17 protein-coding genes and 3 tRNA genes are annotated in these 15,913 nt (G+C 42.0%); 3 read left to right on the top strand and 17 right to left on the bottom strand.

Translation table 11 applies throughout. The features are described 5' to 3' along the window. The coding region (locus PSI17_RS10105; RefSeq protein WP_443256020.1) for a hypothetical protein at positions 1 to 767 on the bottom strand (767 nt) is incomplete at its 3' end. Positions 768 to 862: 95 nt separating this feature from the next. Beyond that, the gene (locus PSI17_RS10100; protein WP_273551874.1) at positions 863 to 1,810 is read right to left on the bottom strand and encodes a hypothetical protein; all 948 of its coding nucleotides are present in this window, start codon (positions 1,808 to 1,810) and stop codon (positions 863 to 865) included. A 660-nt stretch (positions 1,811 to 2,470) separates the two neighbouring features. Here PSI17_RS10100 and modF point away from each other — a divergent pair. From modF to gpmA, 3 genes are all read left to right on the top strand, one after another. After that, a complete protein-coding gene (gene modF / locus PSI17_RS10095; RefSeq protein WP_273551873.1) occupies positions 2,471 to 3,970 on the top strand; it encodes a molybdate ABC transporter ATP-binding protein ModF in 1,500 nt (499 codons plus the stop codon). A 143-nt stretch (positions 3,971 to 4,113) separates the two neighbouring features. Next, positions 4,114 to 4,941: a CPBP family intramembrane glutamic endopeptidase gene (locus PSI17_RS10090; RefSeq protein WP_273551872.1), complete on the top strand. Its 828-nt coding sequence runs from the start codon at positions 4,114 to 4,116 to the stop codon at positions 4,939 to 4,941. A 259-nt stretch (positions 4,942 to 5,200) separates the two neighbouring features. Further along, positions 5,201 to 5,953, top strand: coding sequence for a 2,3-diphosphoglycerate-dependent phosphoglycerate mutase (gpmA, locus tag PSI17_RS10085; protein ID WP_273551871.1), 753 nt, complete (start codon positions 5,201 to 5,203; stop codon positions 5,951 to 5,953). A gap of 91 nt (positions 5,954 to 6,044) precedes the next feature. Here the strand turns inward: gpmA and aroG are convergent, their stop codons facing one another. The 15 genes from aroG to cydB all read right to left on the bottom strand — a co-directional run bounded on the left by aroG (position 6,045) and on the right by cydB (position 15,909). After that, on the bottom strand, positions 6,045 to 7,097 hold the full coding sequence (gene aroG, locus PSI17_RS10080) for a 3-deoxy-7-phosphoheptulonate synthase AroG (RefSeq protein ID WP_273551870.1): 1,053 nt from the start codon (positions 7,095 to 7,097) through the stop codon (positions 6,045 to 6,047). Positions 7,098 to 7,347: 250 nt separating this feature from the next. Beyond that, a complete protein-coding gene (pnuC, locus tag PSI17_RS10075) occupies positions 7,348 to 8,082 on the bottom strand; it encodes a nicotinamide riboside transporter PnuC (protein ID WP_273551869.1) in 735 nt (244 codons plus the stop codon). A 256-nt stretch (positions 8,083 to 8,338) separates the two neighbouring features. Continuing rightward, positions 8,339 to 8,408, bottom strand: a tRNA-Lys gene (locus PSI17_RS10070). 34 nt (positions 8,409 to 8,442) lie between these two features. Beyond that, a tRNA-Lys gene (locus PSI17_RS10065) sits at positions 8,443 to 8,518 on the bottom strand. Between the two features lie 31 nt (positions 8,519 to 8,549). Next, positions 8,550 to 8,625: transfer RNA gene (locus PSI17_RS10060), tRNA-Lys, on the bottom strand. A gap of 156 nt (positions 8,626 to 8,781) precedes the next feature. Further along, on the bottom strand, positions 8,782 to 9,558 hold the full coding sequence (cpoB, locus tag PSI17_RS10055; protein ID WP_273551868.1) for a cell division protein CpoB: 777 nt from the start codon (positions 9,556 to 9,558) through the stop codon (positions 8,782 to 8,784). A gap of 9 nt (positions 9,559 to 9,567) precedes the next feature. Continuing rightward, positions 9,568 to 10,071: a peptidoglycan-associated lipoprotein Pal gene (gene pal, locus PSI17_RS10050; RefSeq protein WP_273551875.1), complete on the bottom strand. Its 504-nt coding sequence runs from the start codon at positions 10,069 to 10,071 to the stop codon at positions 9,568 to 9,570. A 42-nt stretch (positions 10,072 to 10,113) separates the two neighbouring features. Continuing rightward, on the bottom strand, positions 10,114 to 11,400 hold the full coding sequence (tolB, locus tag PSI17_RS10045) for a Tol-Pal system beta propeller repeat protein TolB (RefSeq protein ID WP_443256021.1): 1,287 nt from the start codon (positions 11,398 to 11,400) through the stop codon (positions 10,114 to 10,116). 189 nt (positions 11,401 to 11,589) lie between these two features. After that, on the bottom strand, positions 11,590 to 12,657 hold the full coding sequence (gene tolA / locus PSI17_RS10040) for a cell envelope integrity protein TolA (protein WP_273551866.1): 1,068 nt from the start codon (positions 12,655 to 12,657) through the stop codon (positions 11,590 to 11,592). Between the two features lie 35 nt (positions 12,658 to 12,692). Then, positions 12,693 to 13,124: a colicin uptake protein TolR gene (gene tolR / locus PSI17_RS10035; RefSeq protein ID WP_273551865.1), complete on the bottom strand. Its 432-nt coding sequence runs from the start codon at positions 13,122 to 13,124 to the stop codon at positions 12,693 to 12,695. 24 nt (positions 13,125 to 13,148) lie between these two features. Next, entirely contained in the window at positions 13,149 to 13,838 is a 690-nt protein-coding gene (gene tolQ, locus PSI17_RS10030; protein ID WP_273551864.1) for a Tol-Pal system protein TolQ, read from the bottom strand. Then, positions 13,835 to 14,239, bottom strand: a complete 405-nt coding sequence (ybgC, locus tag PSI17_RS10025) for a tol-pal system-associated acyl-CoA thioesterase (RefSeq protein WP_273551863.1) — start codon at positions 14,237 to 14,239, stop codon at positions 13,835 to 13,837. The genes tolQ and ybgC overlap by 4 nt, the downstream gene beginning before the upstream one ends. Before the next feature lie 114 nt (positions 14,240 to 14,353). Continuing rightward, a complete protein-coding gene (gene ybgE / locus PSI17_RS10020; protein WP_273551862.1) occupies positions 14,354 to 14,641 on the bottom strand; it encodes a cyd operon protein YbgE in 288 nt (95 codons plus the stop codon). Then, positions 14,641 to 14,757, bottom strand: coding sequence for a cytochrome bd-I oxidase subunit CydX (gene cydX, locus PSI17_RS10015; RefSeq protein ID WP_273551861.1), 117 nt, complete (start codon positions 14,755 to 14,757; stop codon positions 14,641 to 14,643). The genes ybgE and cydX overlap by 1 nt, the downstream gene beginning before the upstream one ends. 12 nt (positions 14,758 to 14,769) lie before the next feature. Beyond that, positions 14,770 to 15,909, bottom strand: coding sequence for a cytochrome d ubiquinol oxidase subunit II (gene cydB, locus PSI17_RS10010; RefSeq protein ID WP_273551860.1), 1,140 nt, complete (start codon positions 15,907 to 15,909; stop codon positions 14,770 to 14,772). Positions 15,910 to 15,913: the final 4 nt, after the last annotated feature.

The following is a 15,913-nucleotide window of genomic DNA, read 5'->3' as shown; positions in this document are numbered from 1 at the left end:
TGGCTTTTATCTGGTAAAAATCCATCATCAGTTGGAGAAAAATCCTCAATAATAGTACTACCTACAACTATAGGAATTAAAGACTTTGGATCTATATCTTGTTTTGTGTATTGATGTTGTTTATAGGTACGAACATTATTAACGGAACCAATAATATCTGTTGTGGCAGTTAAAGTAATATCAGAAGTATCTGAGGAATTTTTTACTTTAACAAGAAAATAATCTATTATCTTATTATTAGTAATATCAACGACTGGTTGTCTTTTATCATCCTCATACTTAGTTATTTCCACATTTGTAATTTGACTGTTCGTTTTAAGTGAAATACTGTTAGTTTTAGCCACTCTATGGAGACTATCTCCAGTATAAGTAGCCGTTATAAAAAGATTTGATCCTTGAAAAATATCTTTACCCTGAAAATCAATTTTTAAGCTTGGAATATTATTGATTATTTTAACAGAAGTTGGTTCAGAATAACTAACATCATTACCAATATTAGTTACAGTATAAACAAGTTTATAATCTCCGTTAGGTATTTTTGAAAATGGGATTGTTATATGGATATTGGGAGGGATAGGGTTCTCTATATAGAGATCGCCTATTTTAACTTTAATGTCATTTAATAATATGTTTATTTTTTCCTTTGGTTTTTCAGTATCAAAATGGTCAATCACAATTAACATAAAATCATTTTGCATTAAACTAACATCAATAATTCCATTGCCATCTTCTTGAGGCAAGATAGGTTTTTTAAGAGGGTTAGTCATTAGTTAATCCTTATTGAATTCATAAATAATATTTAGTTAATGTAACCCCATTTAACTCTCTAAATGGGATTGTGAAAATATAAGCCAAGATTTAATCAGGAGCCTAATAAGGCTGTATCAAGAAACCCTTTCCAATTCTGTGAATATTTTTCTTTATTAAAAATATAATAAATATACACAGGTGTTGGATTACCTTCATCATCTACACCAAAATTATCTAAAAGTGAAGATGCGATAGGGATTTTAACTGGTTTTGTATCATTTACCTGCACTGAAGTTATTAATGTAGATTTAGGTATCATAACATCAAAAGTGGAATTTTTATTAGTTCCTGCAGGAGGAACTTCACTTCCATTTATACTTGAAATTATAGGGGCTTCCAGATTATCAGATGGAATGATTGGTTGTGTGATAAATAAAGAATTTTCTTGTAATGAACTTGTAATATCATCCATCATATTAGAAATAGCTACTTTTGTTGCATAACCACTTGCTAGTTTTCTTGCATAAAACTTAAGATTAACATCTCCATTATTGTCAGTATTAACATAATACATGTTATCATTAAAAGGATAGATTTCTACACCTTCAGCATATAAACGAGTATAGTCTATACCTTCTACCTGCAATGGAATCTGACAATTTTTTATGGCGGCTCCATTCTTAAATCTTGGATATATCAATACATTTAAATTGGCATGACTTTTATCCGGTACAGATCCATCAGCAGTTGGAGAAAAATCTTCAATAATAGTACTACCTACAACTATAGGAATTAAAGACTTTGGATCTATATCTTGTTTTGTATATTGATGTTGCGTATAAGTATTAACGTTATTAGCAGAACCAGTAATATCTGTTGTGGCAGTTAAAGTAATATTAGAAGTATCTGAGGAATCTTTTACTTTAACAAGAAAATAATCCATTATCTTATTATTCGTAACATCAACGACTGGTTGTCTTTTATCATCCTGATACTTAGTTATTTCCACATTTGTAATTTGACTGTTAGTTTTAAGTGAAATACTGTTAGTTTTAGCCACTTTATGGGTACTATCTCCAGTATAAGTAGCTGTTATAAAAAGATTTGTTCCTTAGGAAATGTCTTTACCCTGAAAATCAATTTTTAAGCTTTGTTGGGGTTTAGGTGCTTGAGCCATGATATTATCTCTTGTATTATTAACGCTTTTATTAAAAACAAGAATAAAAATCACTACTATTTAATTACTATTTGAACAAAAGTAACTAAATTTAGAACTTTTCTGTTATTGCTTATAGAAATTTTAATAAGCTATTAGTAAAGGATTAATGTTAATAATTTATCATTAAATATATAAAGATATATGTTTTAAGAGTCAATTATAAAATTTATAAGTTCTATAATAAAAACTAATATTATGCATATAAAGAAGTTTTAATGAAGTAAAAGCTTAGATTGAACGGAAGTTAAGCTGTTTGGGATACTACTGAGCGAAAGATAGATAAAATACATCCTCAATGCTCTAATATCCTGTCAAAGGAAGCCATTCTCTTTTCAGGCTCCTGAGGAATATCGTGAGGATGTTGATAAGAAAGTGCTGTTTAGTCCGGTGAAATCGGGGATCAGTGTGATGTCCAAAGACTACAGCGACACATTGACATTACACATTATTCGGCTTATTTCTGGTGATCCTTTGGTTAATGTTGCTTAAAAAGGAAGAAGAATGTCTGAGTTGCAAATAACGCAAGCGAGTTTCCGTTTAAGTGACACTCGTACCCTACGGCTACCGTCACTGAAAATCATTTCTGGGGAAAGCTGGGCCTTTGTTGGCGCAAACGGCAGTGGAAAATCTTCGCTGGCTCGTGCACTGTCGGATGAATTAATTCAACTGGCAGGTGAACGTCATTGCTCGTTTCACTCACCAATCCGCCTGTCTTTCGAACAGTTGCAAAAACTGGTTGATGAAGAATGGCTGCGCAACAATACCGATTTGCTCAGTGAGGGAGAAGAGGACACCGGGCGCACTGCCGCAGATATCATTCAACTTCACCGTAAAGACAATGAGTTATGCCTTGAATTAAGTGAGTATTTTGGCATTAAGGACTTGCTCTCACGACGATTCAAATACCTCTCAACCGGAGAAGTGTGTAAGGTTCTGCTGTGTCAGGCATTGATGGCAAACCCTGACCTGCTGATCCTTGATGAGCCTTTTGATGGCTTAGATCCTTATGCACGAGAACAACTTTCCCAATTATTGAGTACGTTGGCTACAAAAGGCATTACTCTCGTTTTGGTCTTAACCCGATTCCATGAAATTCCTGATTTTGTCGAACAAGTCGGTGTCTTGGCGGATTGTCACCTGACGCTGGCCGGAAAAAAAGCGCACATTTTGGCCGAATCGCTTGTGGCGCAGTTGGCACACAGTGAAAACCTGAAAAATATTCATCTGCCCGAAACGGATGAATACTGTTCTGATCAGCAACTTCCGGCTGACCAACCGTTGGTATCCATGCGTAATGTGGTTGTCCAATACAATGACCAACCCATTTTGCATGGCCTGAGCTGGCAGGTAAATCCTAATGAACACTGGCAGATTATCGGTGAAAATGGTGCCGGAAAATCGACACTGCTTAACCTGATTATCGGTGATCACCCCCAAGGTTACAGCAATGAGTTAATCTTATTTGGCCGTCAACGGGGAAGCGGAGAAACGATTTGGGACATTAAACGTCACATTGGTTATGTCAGTAATCGTATTCATCTGGAATATCGTGTCAGCACCAATGTTCGAAATGTTATCCTTTCAGGTTTTTTCGATTCAATAGGGCTTTATCAGGCGGTTTCAGATCGGCAACACCAATTAGCCGATGAATGGCTGGATTTATTGGGGTTATCGGGATCAACGGCAATTAGCCCCTTTCACAGTTTGTCATGGGGGCAGCAACGACTGGTTTTGATTGCCCGCGCGCTGGTGAAACATCCCGCTTTATTGATTCTGGATGAACCCTTGCAAGGGCTTGATCCCCTGAACCGCCAGTTAGTCCTGCGCTTCATTGACATCATGATTTCTCATGGTGACACGCAGCTTCTGTTTGTTTCTCATCATCAGGAAGATGCGCCAGAGTGCATTACTCATCGCCTGCGATTTATTCCTGACGGTGGTATTTATCGGTATGAAACCGAGAACGTTTCCTTAAAATCGCTGCCATCTTCTCGTCCATGATCTTATTGTGATTCCCCTTTTGATAGAGGGGAATATTTTTTGATATGTTTATTATTATTTTTGAATTTCTTAACTATTACTATAAAATCACCGCCTATTTTTAGACTATTTCATTGTTTTTTCCAAAGATAATAGGGAATTATATGGCTTGGGCATTTCTTGCCGTTTCATTGGCGCTTTTAGATCGCCGCCAAAAAATTGCTTTTTTCATTGCGCTCTTCGCTATCATTGCAGGGATCAGCACTAACATACTGACTTATCCCGCTATAATCACACTGTCAGTAATGACGCTTTTAGGCGTGGCACACATTTATTGCCAAAAAAATCGCGTTCTCAGAATCATCACAGAGTTGTTATTACTCACTGGTGGTATTTTGCTGTTTATACATTACATTCCAGGGTTTCATAATCTCAAATATCTGGATAAAGTGCAGGTCGGCCCGCTCAGTGCGCCTTTTTCAATGTATTTCAACTTTGACAAGGCATTGCTGCCATTCATCCTGATACTCTGTATGCCGACTTTATTCACCCGAAAACCGTTGGTTGAGGCACCTCCTCACGGATGGGCATTTTTGATCGCAACCATTCCGGCACTTTTGGGGCTTGCAACAGTATTGGGCGGATTGTCCGTTGAGCTTCATTTACCTAATTGGTTACCTGCTTTTGTCATCGCAAATCTGTTCTTCGTCTCTTTGGCGGAAGAAGCGCTGTTTCGTGGCTATATTCAGCAGAAGTTAAGTCAATGGATGAATCCTTATTTAGCCCTTGTCATTACCTCCCTGCTTTTTGGCGCTGCCCATTTTGCCGGCGGTAGTTTACTGATGATTTTCGCTACACTGGCTGGGTTAATTTATGGTTTGGCGTGGCTGTGGAGTGGTCGTTTATGGGTCGCGGTGGCTGTCCATTTTTCACTCAACCTGATGCACCTGCTGTTTTTCACCTATCCAATAAAATTGGCCGTCATGCACTAAAGTAAATTCCATTTGATCTGAATTGTCTCCCTGCGTATCGGGGACAGTTCAGATCATCAACGCCCTGCGATTTTATTTACCTGCTACCACCTGCTATCTCCTCAGCCCTTCCAGATAGGTGATCGCCGTAATTATCACCAAACATGATTTAAAACAGGAGATGCGAGACTATTGTTTGCCGTTTTGGTCTATCGCGCCATATAATGCCCGCAGCGATCTTTTCATTTTGGATTAAAAAGTACTGATAGGAGTTTAAGCTATGGCTGTAACTAAACTGGTTCTTGTAAGGCACGGAGAGAGTGAGTGGAACAAAGAGAACCGTTTTACTGGCTGGACTGATGTTGAATTGTCTGACAAAGGCCGCTCTGAAGCACAACAAGCCGGCCAACTGTTGAAAGAAGAAGGTTTTGCTTTTGATTTCGCCTACACTTCCGTTTTAAAACGTGCCATTCACACTTTGTGGAATATTCTTGACCAAGTTGATCAGCAATGGCTGCCCGTTGAGAAAAGCTGGAAACTGAATGAACGTCACTATGGCGCATTGCAAGGTCTGGACAAAGCAGAAACCGCAGCTAAATATGGTGATGATCAAGTTAAATTGTGGCGCCGTGGCTTCGCGATTACTCCTCCTGATTTAACCAAAGATGATGAGCGTTACCCGGGCCACGATCCTCGTTACGCAAATCTGCAACCCGAAGAACTTCCGGCAACTGAAAGTCTTGCTACTACGATTGAGCGTGTTGTGCCTTATTGGGAAGAAGTTATCAAACCGCGCGTCACAAAAGGCGAGAAAGTCATTATTGCCGCTCACGGTAACTCCCTGCGTGCCTTAGTGAAGTATTTGGATAACATGAGCGAAGAAGAAATTCTTGAGCTGAATATCCCAACGGCTGTACCACTGGTTTATGAGTTTGATGAAAACATGAAACCTATCAAACACTACTATCTGGGCAATGCTGATGAAATCGCGGCAAAAGCGGCGGCAGTAGCCAATCAGGGTAAGGCGAAGTAATCCTTAAGGATCGCGTAAGTCAAAAAGAAAAGCGTGTTAAAAAGCCGGATTGATTTGAATTGCCGGCTTTTTATTATGTTTTTGCGATAAATTAGCTTCTGCGGCTCTGGACAGCCTGAGATAACTGACGCAGTAATGTTTCTGTATCTTCCCAACCAATACAGCCGTCTGTCACACTCTGACCATAAACCAAAGGCTGACCACTCTCCAGACTTTGATTCCCTTCAACCAGATGGCTTTCAACCATAACACCGAAGATCGCATTTTCGCCGCCGGCAACCTGACCGCAGACATCCACGCCGACATCCATTTGCCTTTTAAATTGCTTCGCGCTGTTTGCATGGCTGAAATCAATCATCACACGGGGAGCCAAGCCTGCTTTCTCCAGCCCTTCTTTAACCTCACTGACATGTTTGGCGCTGTAATTAGGCTCTTTGCCACCACGCAGAATAATATGGCAATCTTGGTTACCGGTGGTATTCACAATCGCGGAATGGCCCCATTTCGTGACAGATAAGAAACAGTGCGATGAGCTGGCTGAGCTAATCGCATCAATAGCGACTTTGATGGTTCCATCCGTGCCATTTTTGAAGCCCACCGGACAAGACAGGCCAGATGCCAATTCTCGATGAACCTGAGATTCTGTTGTACGTGCTCCTATCGCGCCCCAGCTCATGAGATCGGCCAGATATTGGGGGGAAATCATATCAAGGAATTCACCCGCCGCAGGTAGCCCCATATTATTAATATCGAGTAATAATCTGCGGGCAGTACGTAATCCATCGTTGATATCAAAACTGCAATCCATATTTGGATCGTTAATCAGCCCTTTCCAGCCTATGGTTGTGCGGGGTTTTTCAAAATAAACCCGCATGACGATTTCCAAATCGGCTTGCAACTCTTCACGTAATTTATTCAAACGCCCTGCATATTCTAATGCCGCTTGTGGGTCATGAATTGAACAGGGGCCAATCACTACCAGTAGACGATCATCTTCACCAATTAAAATATTATGAATAGATTCACGTGCCTTACTCACCGTAATAGCACTATCTTCTGTCGCCGGAAATTTTTCGAGTAATGCAACTGGTGGCAATAATTCTGTTATTTTTCTTATTCTTATATCGTCATTCTGGTAATTCATTATCCTTTCACCTATTGTGTTTACCGTTATGTGAAAATAATTTTGTGATCTCAATCTAACTGTTAGGCGTTGTGCTGTAAATAATCTTTGTGAGTAAAAATAGGATATTTTTTTATAGGAAATACCGTTTAATGTAAAAATACCGTTAATTCAGATAAATAGATTCATAAGAAAAGAATATTTTGCGGCAAAATAGTCAGTAACAGGCCACAGATAGGTTAATTATCTATGGCCAATAATCAATTTTAATTTACATTGCCTTTTGATCACTGTCCGTTGCGTTTAGCCCATCATGTTTAGCCGCGTTGATCCACAAACGGGTACCATTCAGGGCAATACCTGTCAAGATAATATATTGCAGCGACATCGCCAAGACACCTTGATGATAGTAAATCACGACACTGATAACATCAATGATGACCCAAATCAGCCAGTTTTCTACATGCTTCCGCGTCATCAATATCATTGCCACTATGGATAATACGGTCATCACAGAATCCCAGAAGGGGAAAGCATCAGGCTGTAAATCAGGCAGGGTAATATTACTCCCCATTCCCTGTAGAACAAGCACCGCCGCTTTTGCCATATAACCAAATATTTGGTCGATATTAAATGTCATCACCAGTATGGCAAAGATAGAAATCACGGCAACAATCACCATCTGTTTAAGACTGAGCCAACGAATTTTAAGCGCTATTTGTTTTTGCTCATTGATTCGGCTCCATGCAAACCAACCATAGATATTGGCGGCGAAGAAAAAGATTTGCAGAATGAGGCTGGCGTAGAGTTGAATTTGAAAGAAGATGACAGCAAACAGTGAGACATTAATTAACCCAAATAGGTAATTAATGATTTTCTCCTGACTCGCGAGCCAGATACATAACAAACCCGCTATCGTGCCTATCGCTTCAATATATGAAAGGTTATAGCCGCCTGTTCCTAATGGTATGTGTACTAATATGTTATCAATGTCGAAAAAATCCATGCTTTCTTATCCTTACCATAAATAGTGTTTAGTATATCAATACAATAAACGTGAAATTATAAGGCATGCAGGCTATTTCACCCAATATTGTTTTTCATACTAAACAAGATAGCGAATTCAAAGAAAAAAGTCTTTAGATATTTTAAAGATTTTAAAAACGATAAGGAAAAAATGTGAAACCAGTAATCAACTTATTAAGTTATTACTCCAGCGATTGGATTAAAGAGTTATCTAAGCAATGCTTTCGCATCGTTGTCTCGCTTTGCTCGGCTCGAACCTGCGACCAATTGATTAAAAATCAACTGCTCTACCGACTGAGCTAACGATTCATCTAAGGTGTGTCTGAGGTGAGAGTTTAGATGGTGGGTCGTGCAGGATTCGAACCTGCGACCAATTGATTAAAAGTCAACTGCTCTACCGACTGAGCTAACGACCCATCTAAGGTGTGTCTGAGGTGAGAATTTAGATGGTGGGTCGTGCAGGATTCGAACCTGCGACCAATTGATTAAAAGTCAACTGCTCTACCGACTGAGCTAACGACCCATCTAAATCTGTTTGACAGTTATCCCTGCCAACGGCGGCATATATTACTGATTTCTCAGCATGGCGCAATGTTTATTTTGAAAAAAACGTTTAAGCGCTTATTAATCAGACAATTACCCCCAAAAAGACCGATATCTGACCTTTCGGGGATAATGATTACATCCCAGAAAGTTTTTTCTCGGCCATTTTTGCCGCATTGGTTCCAGGATATTGCTTAACCACCTGCTGATAAACCGCTTTTGCTTTATCCTTCTGCCCCTTTTCCAGCATGATTAACCCAACCTTATACAGAGAATCACTGCTTTTCTGAGACTTAGGATAATCTTTCACAACAGTGGCGAAATAATAAGCCGCATCGTCTTTCTTGCCTTTATTGTAATTCAACTGCCCTAACCAATAATTAGCATTTGGCAAGTACTTAGACTTAGGATAGGTTTTGGCAAAGCTTTGAAAGGCGACTATCGCTTTATCATATTCTTTGGTGTTGATAGCCAAAGAAACGGCAGCATCGTAATCACCTTTTTCACTTCCTGTGCTCGCCGACGCAGCGGATTGTTTATTTTCAGCTTGTGCTGAAGACGCTGCATTGCGATTGCCTGAGTCTGAATGCTCCGCACTTGATGGATTGGTGATTTTATCCAATTGCAGATAAAGATCTTTTTGCCGATCAATGCTCTGGTTTAATTGATACTGATTTTCCTGAATTTGACCGCGGAGTGTATCGATATCACGTTGAGAATCAGAAAGTTGTTGCTGGAGCTGGGTTAATAATTGACTGTGAGCGTCAGAAATACGCTCTAATTGAGAGAGGCGCTCATCGGTGGAGCCTGAGCCGACATTACTGATTGGCGCTCGGGCGGTAGCGGCCCAGGGAGCCGCTACGCCAACCAATAACGACAGACCCAATAAATAACGTCTGAAGTTACTGTTCATGTATTACTCTTAGTATACGACCACAGCGCGACGGTTTTTCGCGTATGCTGCTTCGTCATGGCCAAGTACAGCGGGTTTTTCTTTACCGTAAGAAACGATAGCAAGCTGATCAGCAGTCACGCCTTTGCCTTGCAGATACATTTTCACTGCGTTCGCACGGCGCTCACCCAGAGCAATGTTGTACTCAGGAGTACCGCGCTCATCTGCGTGGCCTTCGATAGTCACTTTAACAGATGGGTTAGTACGCAGGAATGCAGCGTGTGCATCCAGCATTTGAGCGAATTCGCTGTTGATATCATACTTATCGAAACCGAAGTATACGATATTGTTGTTTTGCAGCTCTTGCATCTGCTGACGTGCTAATTCTTCCGCAGACTGTGCTGTTTTAGAAGAATTATCAACAGTGCCTACACCAGACTGATCATTGTTGCCAGTTTTCTGAGAACTACACGCTGCTACGGCCATGATTGGTAAAGCTAACATCAGCCCTTTTAGCACTTTGTTCAGTTGCATCTCTTTGATCCTTTTATAGTTTGCCATACATATTATTATGCATCACAGATACGGCGACCAGGCAGGCGATTTTACCTGACCATCGGTAGCCGGAAGACGCGCTTTGAAACGCCCATCAGTCGAAACTAGCTGCAATACAGTTCCCCACCCTTGAGTAGAGCTATAAATCACCATAGTGCCATTCGGTGCGATACTCGGCGTTTCATCCAGAAACGTATCCGTCAAAATTTGGACAGATCCCGTTACCAGATCCTGTTTGGCGATATGCTGACTGCCACTTGCCGAGCTAACCATCACGAGAAAACTACCGTCAGGGCTAACATCTGCATCTTGGTTCTGTGATCCTTCCCAAGTTAGGCGTTGTGGAGCACCGCCATTAATATCAATTTTATATAATTGTGGACGCCCACCCTGATCTGAGGTATAGACCAGTGTCTGACTATCTGGCATCCAACTTGGCTCAGTATTATTACTGCGGCCATCAGTAACTTGACGGATTTGACCAGAAGCCAAATCCATCAGGTAAAGATTTAAACTACCCGTTTTAGATAATGCAAAGGCAAGTTTAGTCCCATCCGGAGAAAATGCGGGTGCGCCGTTATGGCGAGGAAACGAAGCCACCTGACGTACAGCCCCGGTTGCCAGTGTTTGAATAATCAGTGCAGATCGGCCACCTTCAAATGTCACATAGGCAAGTTTAGAAGCATCCGGTGACCATGCCGGCGACATCAATGGTTCTGGTGAGCTATGCACGGTAAATTGATTATACCCATCATAATCAGAAACCCGCAGCTCATACGGAAACTTAACCGCATTATTATTTTTGACGACATAAGCGATACGGGTGGTAAATGCACCTTTAATACCGGTCAGTTTTTCAAATACCTGATTACTGACTGTATGGGCAGCAAAGCGCAACCATTTCTTTTCAATGGTGACTTGTTCTTGTGCCAAGACTGTTCCTGGCGCACCTGCAACATCAACAAGCTGATAAGAGACAAGAAATTTACCATCTGCACTGGGTTGAATATGGCCAACCACGACTGAATCAATTCCCAACGCAGACCATGCAGCAGGCGTTACCTCTGATGCAGTCGTCGGTTGTTGCGGCATACGCGTGGCATCAATCGGATTAAATTTTCCACTGTTTCTCAAATCCGCAGCAATAATTGAACCGATATTTTCAGGCGCATCACCTGCTCCGGTCCATTTAAATGGGACGACCCCAATAGGACGAGCAGAATCAACACCTTGTGTAATCTCAATGCGAACCTCTGCCTGAGCAAGTGTTGCCCACAGCATCAGAAAGCCCAATATGACCTTAAACATCTGTTTAAAAGTTTGTTTCATCATCTCTCCCTTATCGCGATCTCTTACCTGCCGCAATAATCCGCCGGATTCTAACAAACACCAACAAACAAAACTAGACACCTAAATAAAATCTAATAATTTTGTTTGTACATATAAATTATTCGAAAGTTTGCTTAGAGGATAATGATTATCCACCAAACATTTAACTTACTGCGGCTTAAATTCTAGTGTGAAATTCTTAAAATACTCATAAACCTCTTTGCTTGGTGGCGGTGGCATTTTTTTCGCCAAATTAGCAGCAGTAATCGCTGCCCGGCATAACGCCGGATCACCGGCTCCTGCTTTAATATCAATGAGCAATCCATCTGGAGCCAGTTTTATGTTTAACTCACAAGTACGTCCGATATACAAAGATGGATCACGAAAATTACTCTGAATCACAGACTGAATCTGTCCTTTGTAATTATTGATATCCGAATCGGAAGGGCCGCTTTTCTTACCGCCACCTTTTCCTGCCGCGCTCGCCCCACCCTGCTTAGGTGCATTAGATGCTAATCCACCTAACAGATCATCAACCGCTTGAGCCTGTTTTGCGGCTTCTGCCTTGGCTTTGGCTTTAGCCTTTGCTTCTGCTTTCGCTTTGACCTCTGCTTCTGCCTTGGCCTTCGCTTCCGCCTCAGCTTTTGCTTTGGCTTTGGCTTTGGCTTCTGCTTCCGCTTTAACTTTTGCCTCAGCCGCTGATTTGCGTTTTACTGCCTCTTCCGCTTCTTTCTTCGCCTGAGCTTCCGCTTTCTGTTGGGCTTCAGCCTGCTCTTTTAGAATTCTTTCTTTTTCTGCCAGTGCCTTTGCAGCCGCCTCTTCTGCCTGTTTCTGCTCTTCACGCGCTTTGGCAGTAGCAGCCTCAGACTGTTTTTTCTGTGTTTCGGCTGCCTGTAGTGCTTTAATTCGTTCTTCTTCAGCCGCTTTCAAGCGTTCCTGCTCTTCCGCCTGCTTTGCCCGCAATTCAGCCGCCTGTTGTTCGGCTTTTTTCTGCCGCTGTTGCTCGGCTAACTTAGCATTAGCCTGTTGCTGTTGTTGCTGGTTATATTGCTGAACAACCGCATTCGGATCGACCATAACAGCATCAATGACCGTCCCATTTTGTCCACCGCCCCCCATTTCTGTTTTCTGCACCAGAGAACCCCAAATCAGAAAACCGATCAGGATAGCGTGCAATATTACCGAAATGATAATAGCGCGATTCAGCCTCTTGTTTTGCTCGTTTGTCTTTCCCACGCTCGACATCCAGAAACTTTAAGTGATCGTCGCTGTCAGGAGCCGATCGGCTGAGTCATCAAACCCACCGATTTTACCCCTGCCTGACGAAGCATATTCAACGCCTTGATAATTTCATCATAAGGAACTTCCTTAGAACCACCAATCAAGAAAATCGTTTTCGGATTGGCTTTCATCAAAGTTTGCGCTTCTGCAACGATTTGCTGTTCAGGTAACAATTCCAGACGTTCCTGGTTAACAACCATGTTGTATTGCCCTACCCCAGAAACTTCCACAATGACCGGAGGATTATCAGTGCTGGAAACTGTTTTTGAATCCACCGAATCAGGTAAATCGACTTCTACGCTTTGCGTGATAATAGGTGCTGTTGCCATGAAAATAAGCAGCAATACCAGCAACACGTCCAGCAAGGGGACGATATTGATCTCGGATTTTAGCTCACGTCTGCGACTACGAGTGCGCGCCATTCGCTGATTTCCCCTTACGATTTATTACGACTTATTGGTATTGGAAGCAAAAGCCTGACGATGCAAAATAGCCAGAAATTCTTCCATGAAGTTATCGTAAACTTGTTCTAGTTTGTTAACACGCTGGCTCAGGCGGTTATAGGCCATCACCGCAGGAATTGCCGCAAACAGACCGATAGCCGTAGCAATCAGTGCTTCCGCAATACCGGGCGCAACCATTTGCAACGTTGCCTGTTTAACTGCCCCCAAAGCAATAAAGGCATGCATGATGCCCCAAACCGTCCCAAACAAACCAATATAAGGACTAACTGAACCCACCGTACCCAGAAACGGAATGTGATTTTCTAAGACTTCCAATTCACGATTGAGTGAGATACGCATGGCGCGAGTAGTCCCTGTGATAACCGCTTCTGGCGCATGGTTATTTGCCTGATGTAGGCGAGCAAATTCTTTAAACCCAGAATGGAATATCTGCTCAACACCATTTAGCGAATCACGACGTGACTGACTTTCTTTATAAAGACGAGATAATTCAATGCCAGACCAAAATTTATCTTCAAATGCTTCAGCTTCACGGCTTGCTGCATTAAGGATCTTTGCCCGTTGAATAATGATTGCCCAAGAGACGATAGAAAAGCCAATCAAAATCAACATGATTAGCTGAACTAAGAAACCTGCCTTAAGAAATAAATCAAGGATGTTCATGTCAGTCACTGCTTAAACTCCGCGACAATAGACTTTGGAAGCGCAATTGGCTTCATTTGAGATGAATTCACGTAGACAACCAAGCATTCTGCGCTGTTGATAACTACGCCATTGCAATCAACAATTCGTTGAATAAATGTCAGAGAAGCACCACGGATATTTGTAATTTCGCTTTCAACAATCAGCTCATCATCCAGTTTTGCTGGTTTTTGATAGTCAATCGCCATGCGACTCACAACAAAGCCAACTTGCTCATCTAACATAGGCTGTTGGTGGAAGCCTTTTTCACGCAACATCTCTGTACGGGCTCTTTCGTAAAATAGCAAATATCGAGCGTGATAAACCACACCACTAGCATCTGTGTCTTCATAGTAAACACGGATAGGCCAACGGAATAACATATTACTCATATAATCCTAATTCGGCGAATTGACGCTGCCACTATACTTAAGACAATAGCGCTTTGGAATGGCCTGTTAGTAAAAAAATTTTATAGGCCGATATCCTATAAAATTACAATTAGTTTACTTAAAGAAATGATATAAGCCAAAAAGAAGAATGAAAAATGCAGGTAACGGGTGAAAAAACAAACGCCAGATAATCCGTTTAGGATGAAAACCAACACCAAAAGTCACGCCAGAGCAAACTGCCCAGACCAATAAAATGCCTTGCCATATTTGTAGTGAACTGGTGTTGGCAGCAAAACGCGCAGGCTGCCAAAACACACATGCAGAAAGTGTTAAGGCCATGATGAGGATAAGAGCCCTCAACAGGCTCTTATCCATAAGTTGGTCGCATTTATCAGCCAACATTATTTTTCGTCACTCTCAGAGGCTTTTTGTGATTCGCTATGCTCAAGTGCCAAGGCAGCGATAACAGCGAAGCTACAAGCTAAGAGTGTTCCGAGAATCCAAGCAAAATACCACATGCCCATGCTCCTTTAGTACAGTGAGTGTTTGTTGTTTTCAATATAATTTTTATCCAAACGCCCGAAGGTTTTGTAATAACACCAAATGGTGTAAGACAGCACAATAGGAACGAAGATAACGGCAACAACGAACATAATTTGCAACGTCCATTGACTGGATGTCGCATCCCACATCGTCAGGCTGACATTCGGATCAAGGCTTGATGGCATCACGAACGGGAACATCGCAATACCTGAGGTCAGGATAATACAAGCGACTGTCAGTGATGAGAAGAAAAATGCCCAGGCACCTTTATCCAGCCAAGTGGTCAGGATAGTCAGCAGAGGAAGAAGCACTCCCAACACAGGTATCGCCCACAAAATCGGATAGTGATTAAAGTTGGTCAGCCATGCTCCTGCCTGCTGAACCACTTCTTTATGTAACGGATTAGAAGCCGCATTAACATCCAGCCCTCCCGTGACAACATAGCCGTCAATGCCATAAATCAGCCAAACCCCCGCCAACAGGAACGCAATTGCCGTTACCGCTGCACAAACATGGGTCGCGGTACGGGAGCGCAGGTGCAATTCGCCCGTTGTACGCATTTGCAGATAAGTTGCGCCTTGCGTCACAATCATCATCAGGCTGATCACACCGGCCAATAATCCATAAGGATTCAGCAATCCAAAGAACGAACCTTCATAAGAGACACGCAGGTAAGTATCCACTGCCAGCGGTACGCCTTGCAGTAAGTTACCAAACGCAACCCCGATAACCAGCGCAGGTACAAAGCTACCAACAACCAGTCCCCAATCCCACATATTCCGCCACTTGCTGTTTTCCAGTTTTGAACGGTAATCAAAACCAACCGGACGGAAGAATAATGCAGCCAAGACCAGGATCATTGCCACATAGAAACCAGAGAAAGCGGCTGCATAGACCATCGGCCATGCGGCAAACAGGGCACCACCTGCGGTAATTAACCAAACTTGGTTACCATCCCAGTGCGGGGCAATGGAGTTAATCATGATGCGGCGTTCGGTATCATTTTTACCAATGATCCGCAACAAGATACCGACTCCCATGTCGAAACCATCAGTCACGGTAAAACCGATCAGTAACACACCAATCAGCAGCCACCATATAAATCGTAATACATCATAATCAAGCATAAGT

The sequence above is a fragment of the Xenorhabdus sp. IM139775 genome (assembly GCF_028598745.1).
Classification (GTDB): Bacteria; Pseudomonadota; Gammaproteobacteria; order Enterobacterales; family Enterobacteriaceae; genus Xenorhabdus.
Note: the sequence above shows the minus strand (reverse complement) of the source record. Positions and strands in the feature narration are given on the sequence as shown.

What these genes read in the sequence shown, in the direction of transcription:
- PSI17_RS10090 (WP_273551872.1), top strand. Translation starts at nt 4,114, where the DNA reads ATGGCTTGGGCATTTCTTGCCGTTTCATTGGCGCTTTTAGATCGCCGC.
- pnuC (WP_273551869.1), bottom strand. Translation starts at nt 8,082, where the DNA reads ATGGATTTTTTCGACATTGATAACATATTAGTACACATACCATTAGGA.
- tolB (WP_443256021.1), bottom strand. Translation starts at nt 11,400, where the DNA reads ATGTTTAAGGTCATATTGGGCTTTCTGATGCTGTGGGCAACACTTGCT.
- modF (WP_273551873.1), top strand. Translation starts at nt 2,471, where the DNA reads ATGTCTGAGTTGCAAATAACGCAAGCGAGTTTCCGTTTAAGTGACACT.
- pal (WP_273551875.1), bottom strand. Translation starts at nt 10,071, where the DNA reads ATGCAACTGAACAAAGTGCTAAAAGGGCTGATGTTAGCTTTACCAATC.
- cpoB (WP_273551868.1), bottom strand. Translation starts at nt 9,558, where the DNA reads ATGAACAGTAACTTCAGACGTTATTTATTGGGTCTGTCGTTATTGGTT.
- tolR (WP_273551865.1), bottom strand. Translation starts at nt 13,124, where the DNA reads ATGGCGCGCACTCGTAGTCGCAGACGTGAGCTAAAATCCGAGATCAAT.
- cydX (WP_273551861.1), bottom strand. Translation starts at nt 14,757, where the DNA reads ATGTGGTATTTTGCTTGGATTCTCGGAACACTCTTAGCTTGTAGCTTC.
- aroG (WP_273551870.1), bottom strand. Translation starts at nt 7,097, where the DNA reads ATGAATTACCAGAATGACGATATAAGAATAAGAAAAATAACAGAATTA.
- ybgC (WP_273551863.1), bottom strand. Translation starts at nt 14,239, where the DNA reads ATGAGTAATATGTTATTCCGTTGGCCTATCCGTGTTTACTATGAAGAC.
- cydB (WP_273551860.1), bottom strand. Translation starts at nt 15,909, where the DNA reads ATGCTTGATTATGATGTATTACGATTTATATGGTGGCTGCTGATTGGT.
- gpmA (WP_273551871.1), top strand. Translation starts at nt 5,201, where the DNA reads ATGGCTGTAACTAAACTGGTTCTTGTAAGGCACGGAGAGAGTGAGTGG.
- ybgE (WP_273551862.1), bottom strand. Translation starts at nt 14,641, where the DNA reads ATGTTGGCTGATAAATGCGACCAACTTATGGATAAGAGCCTGTTGAGG.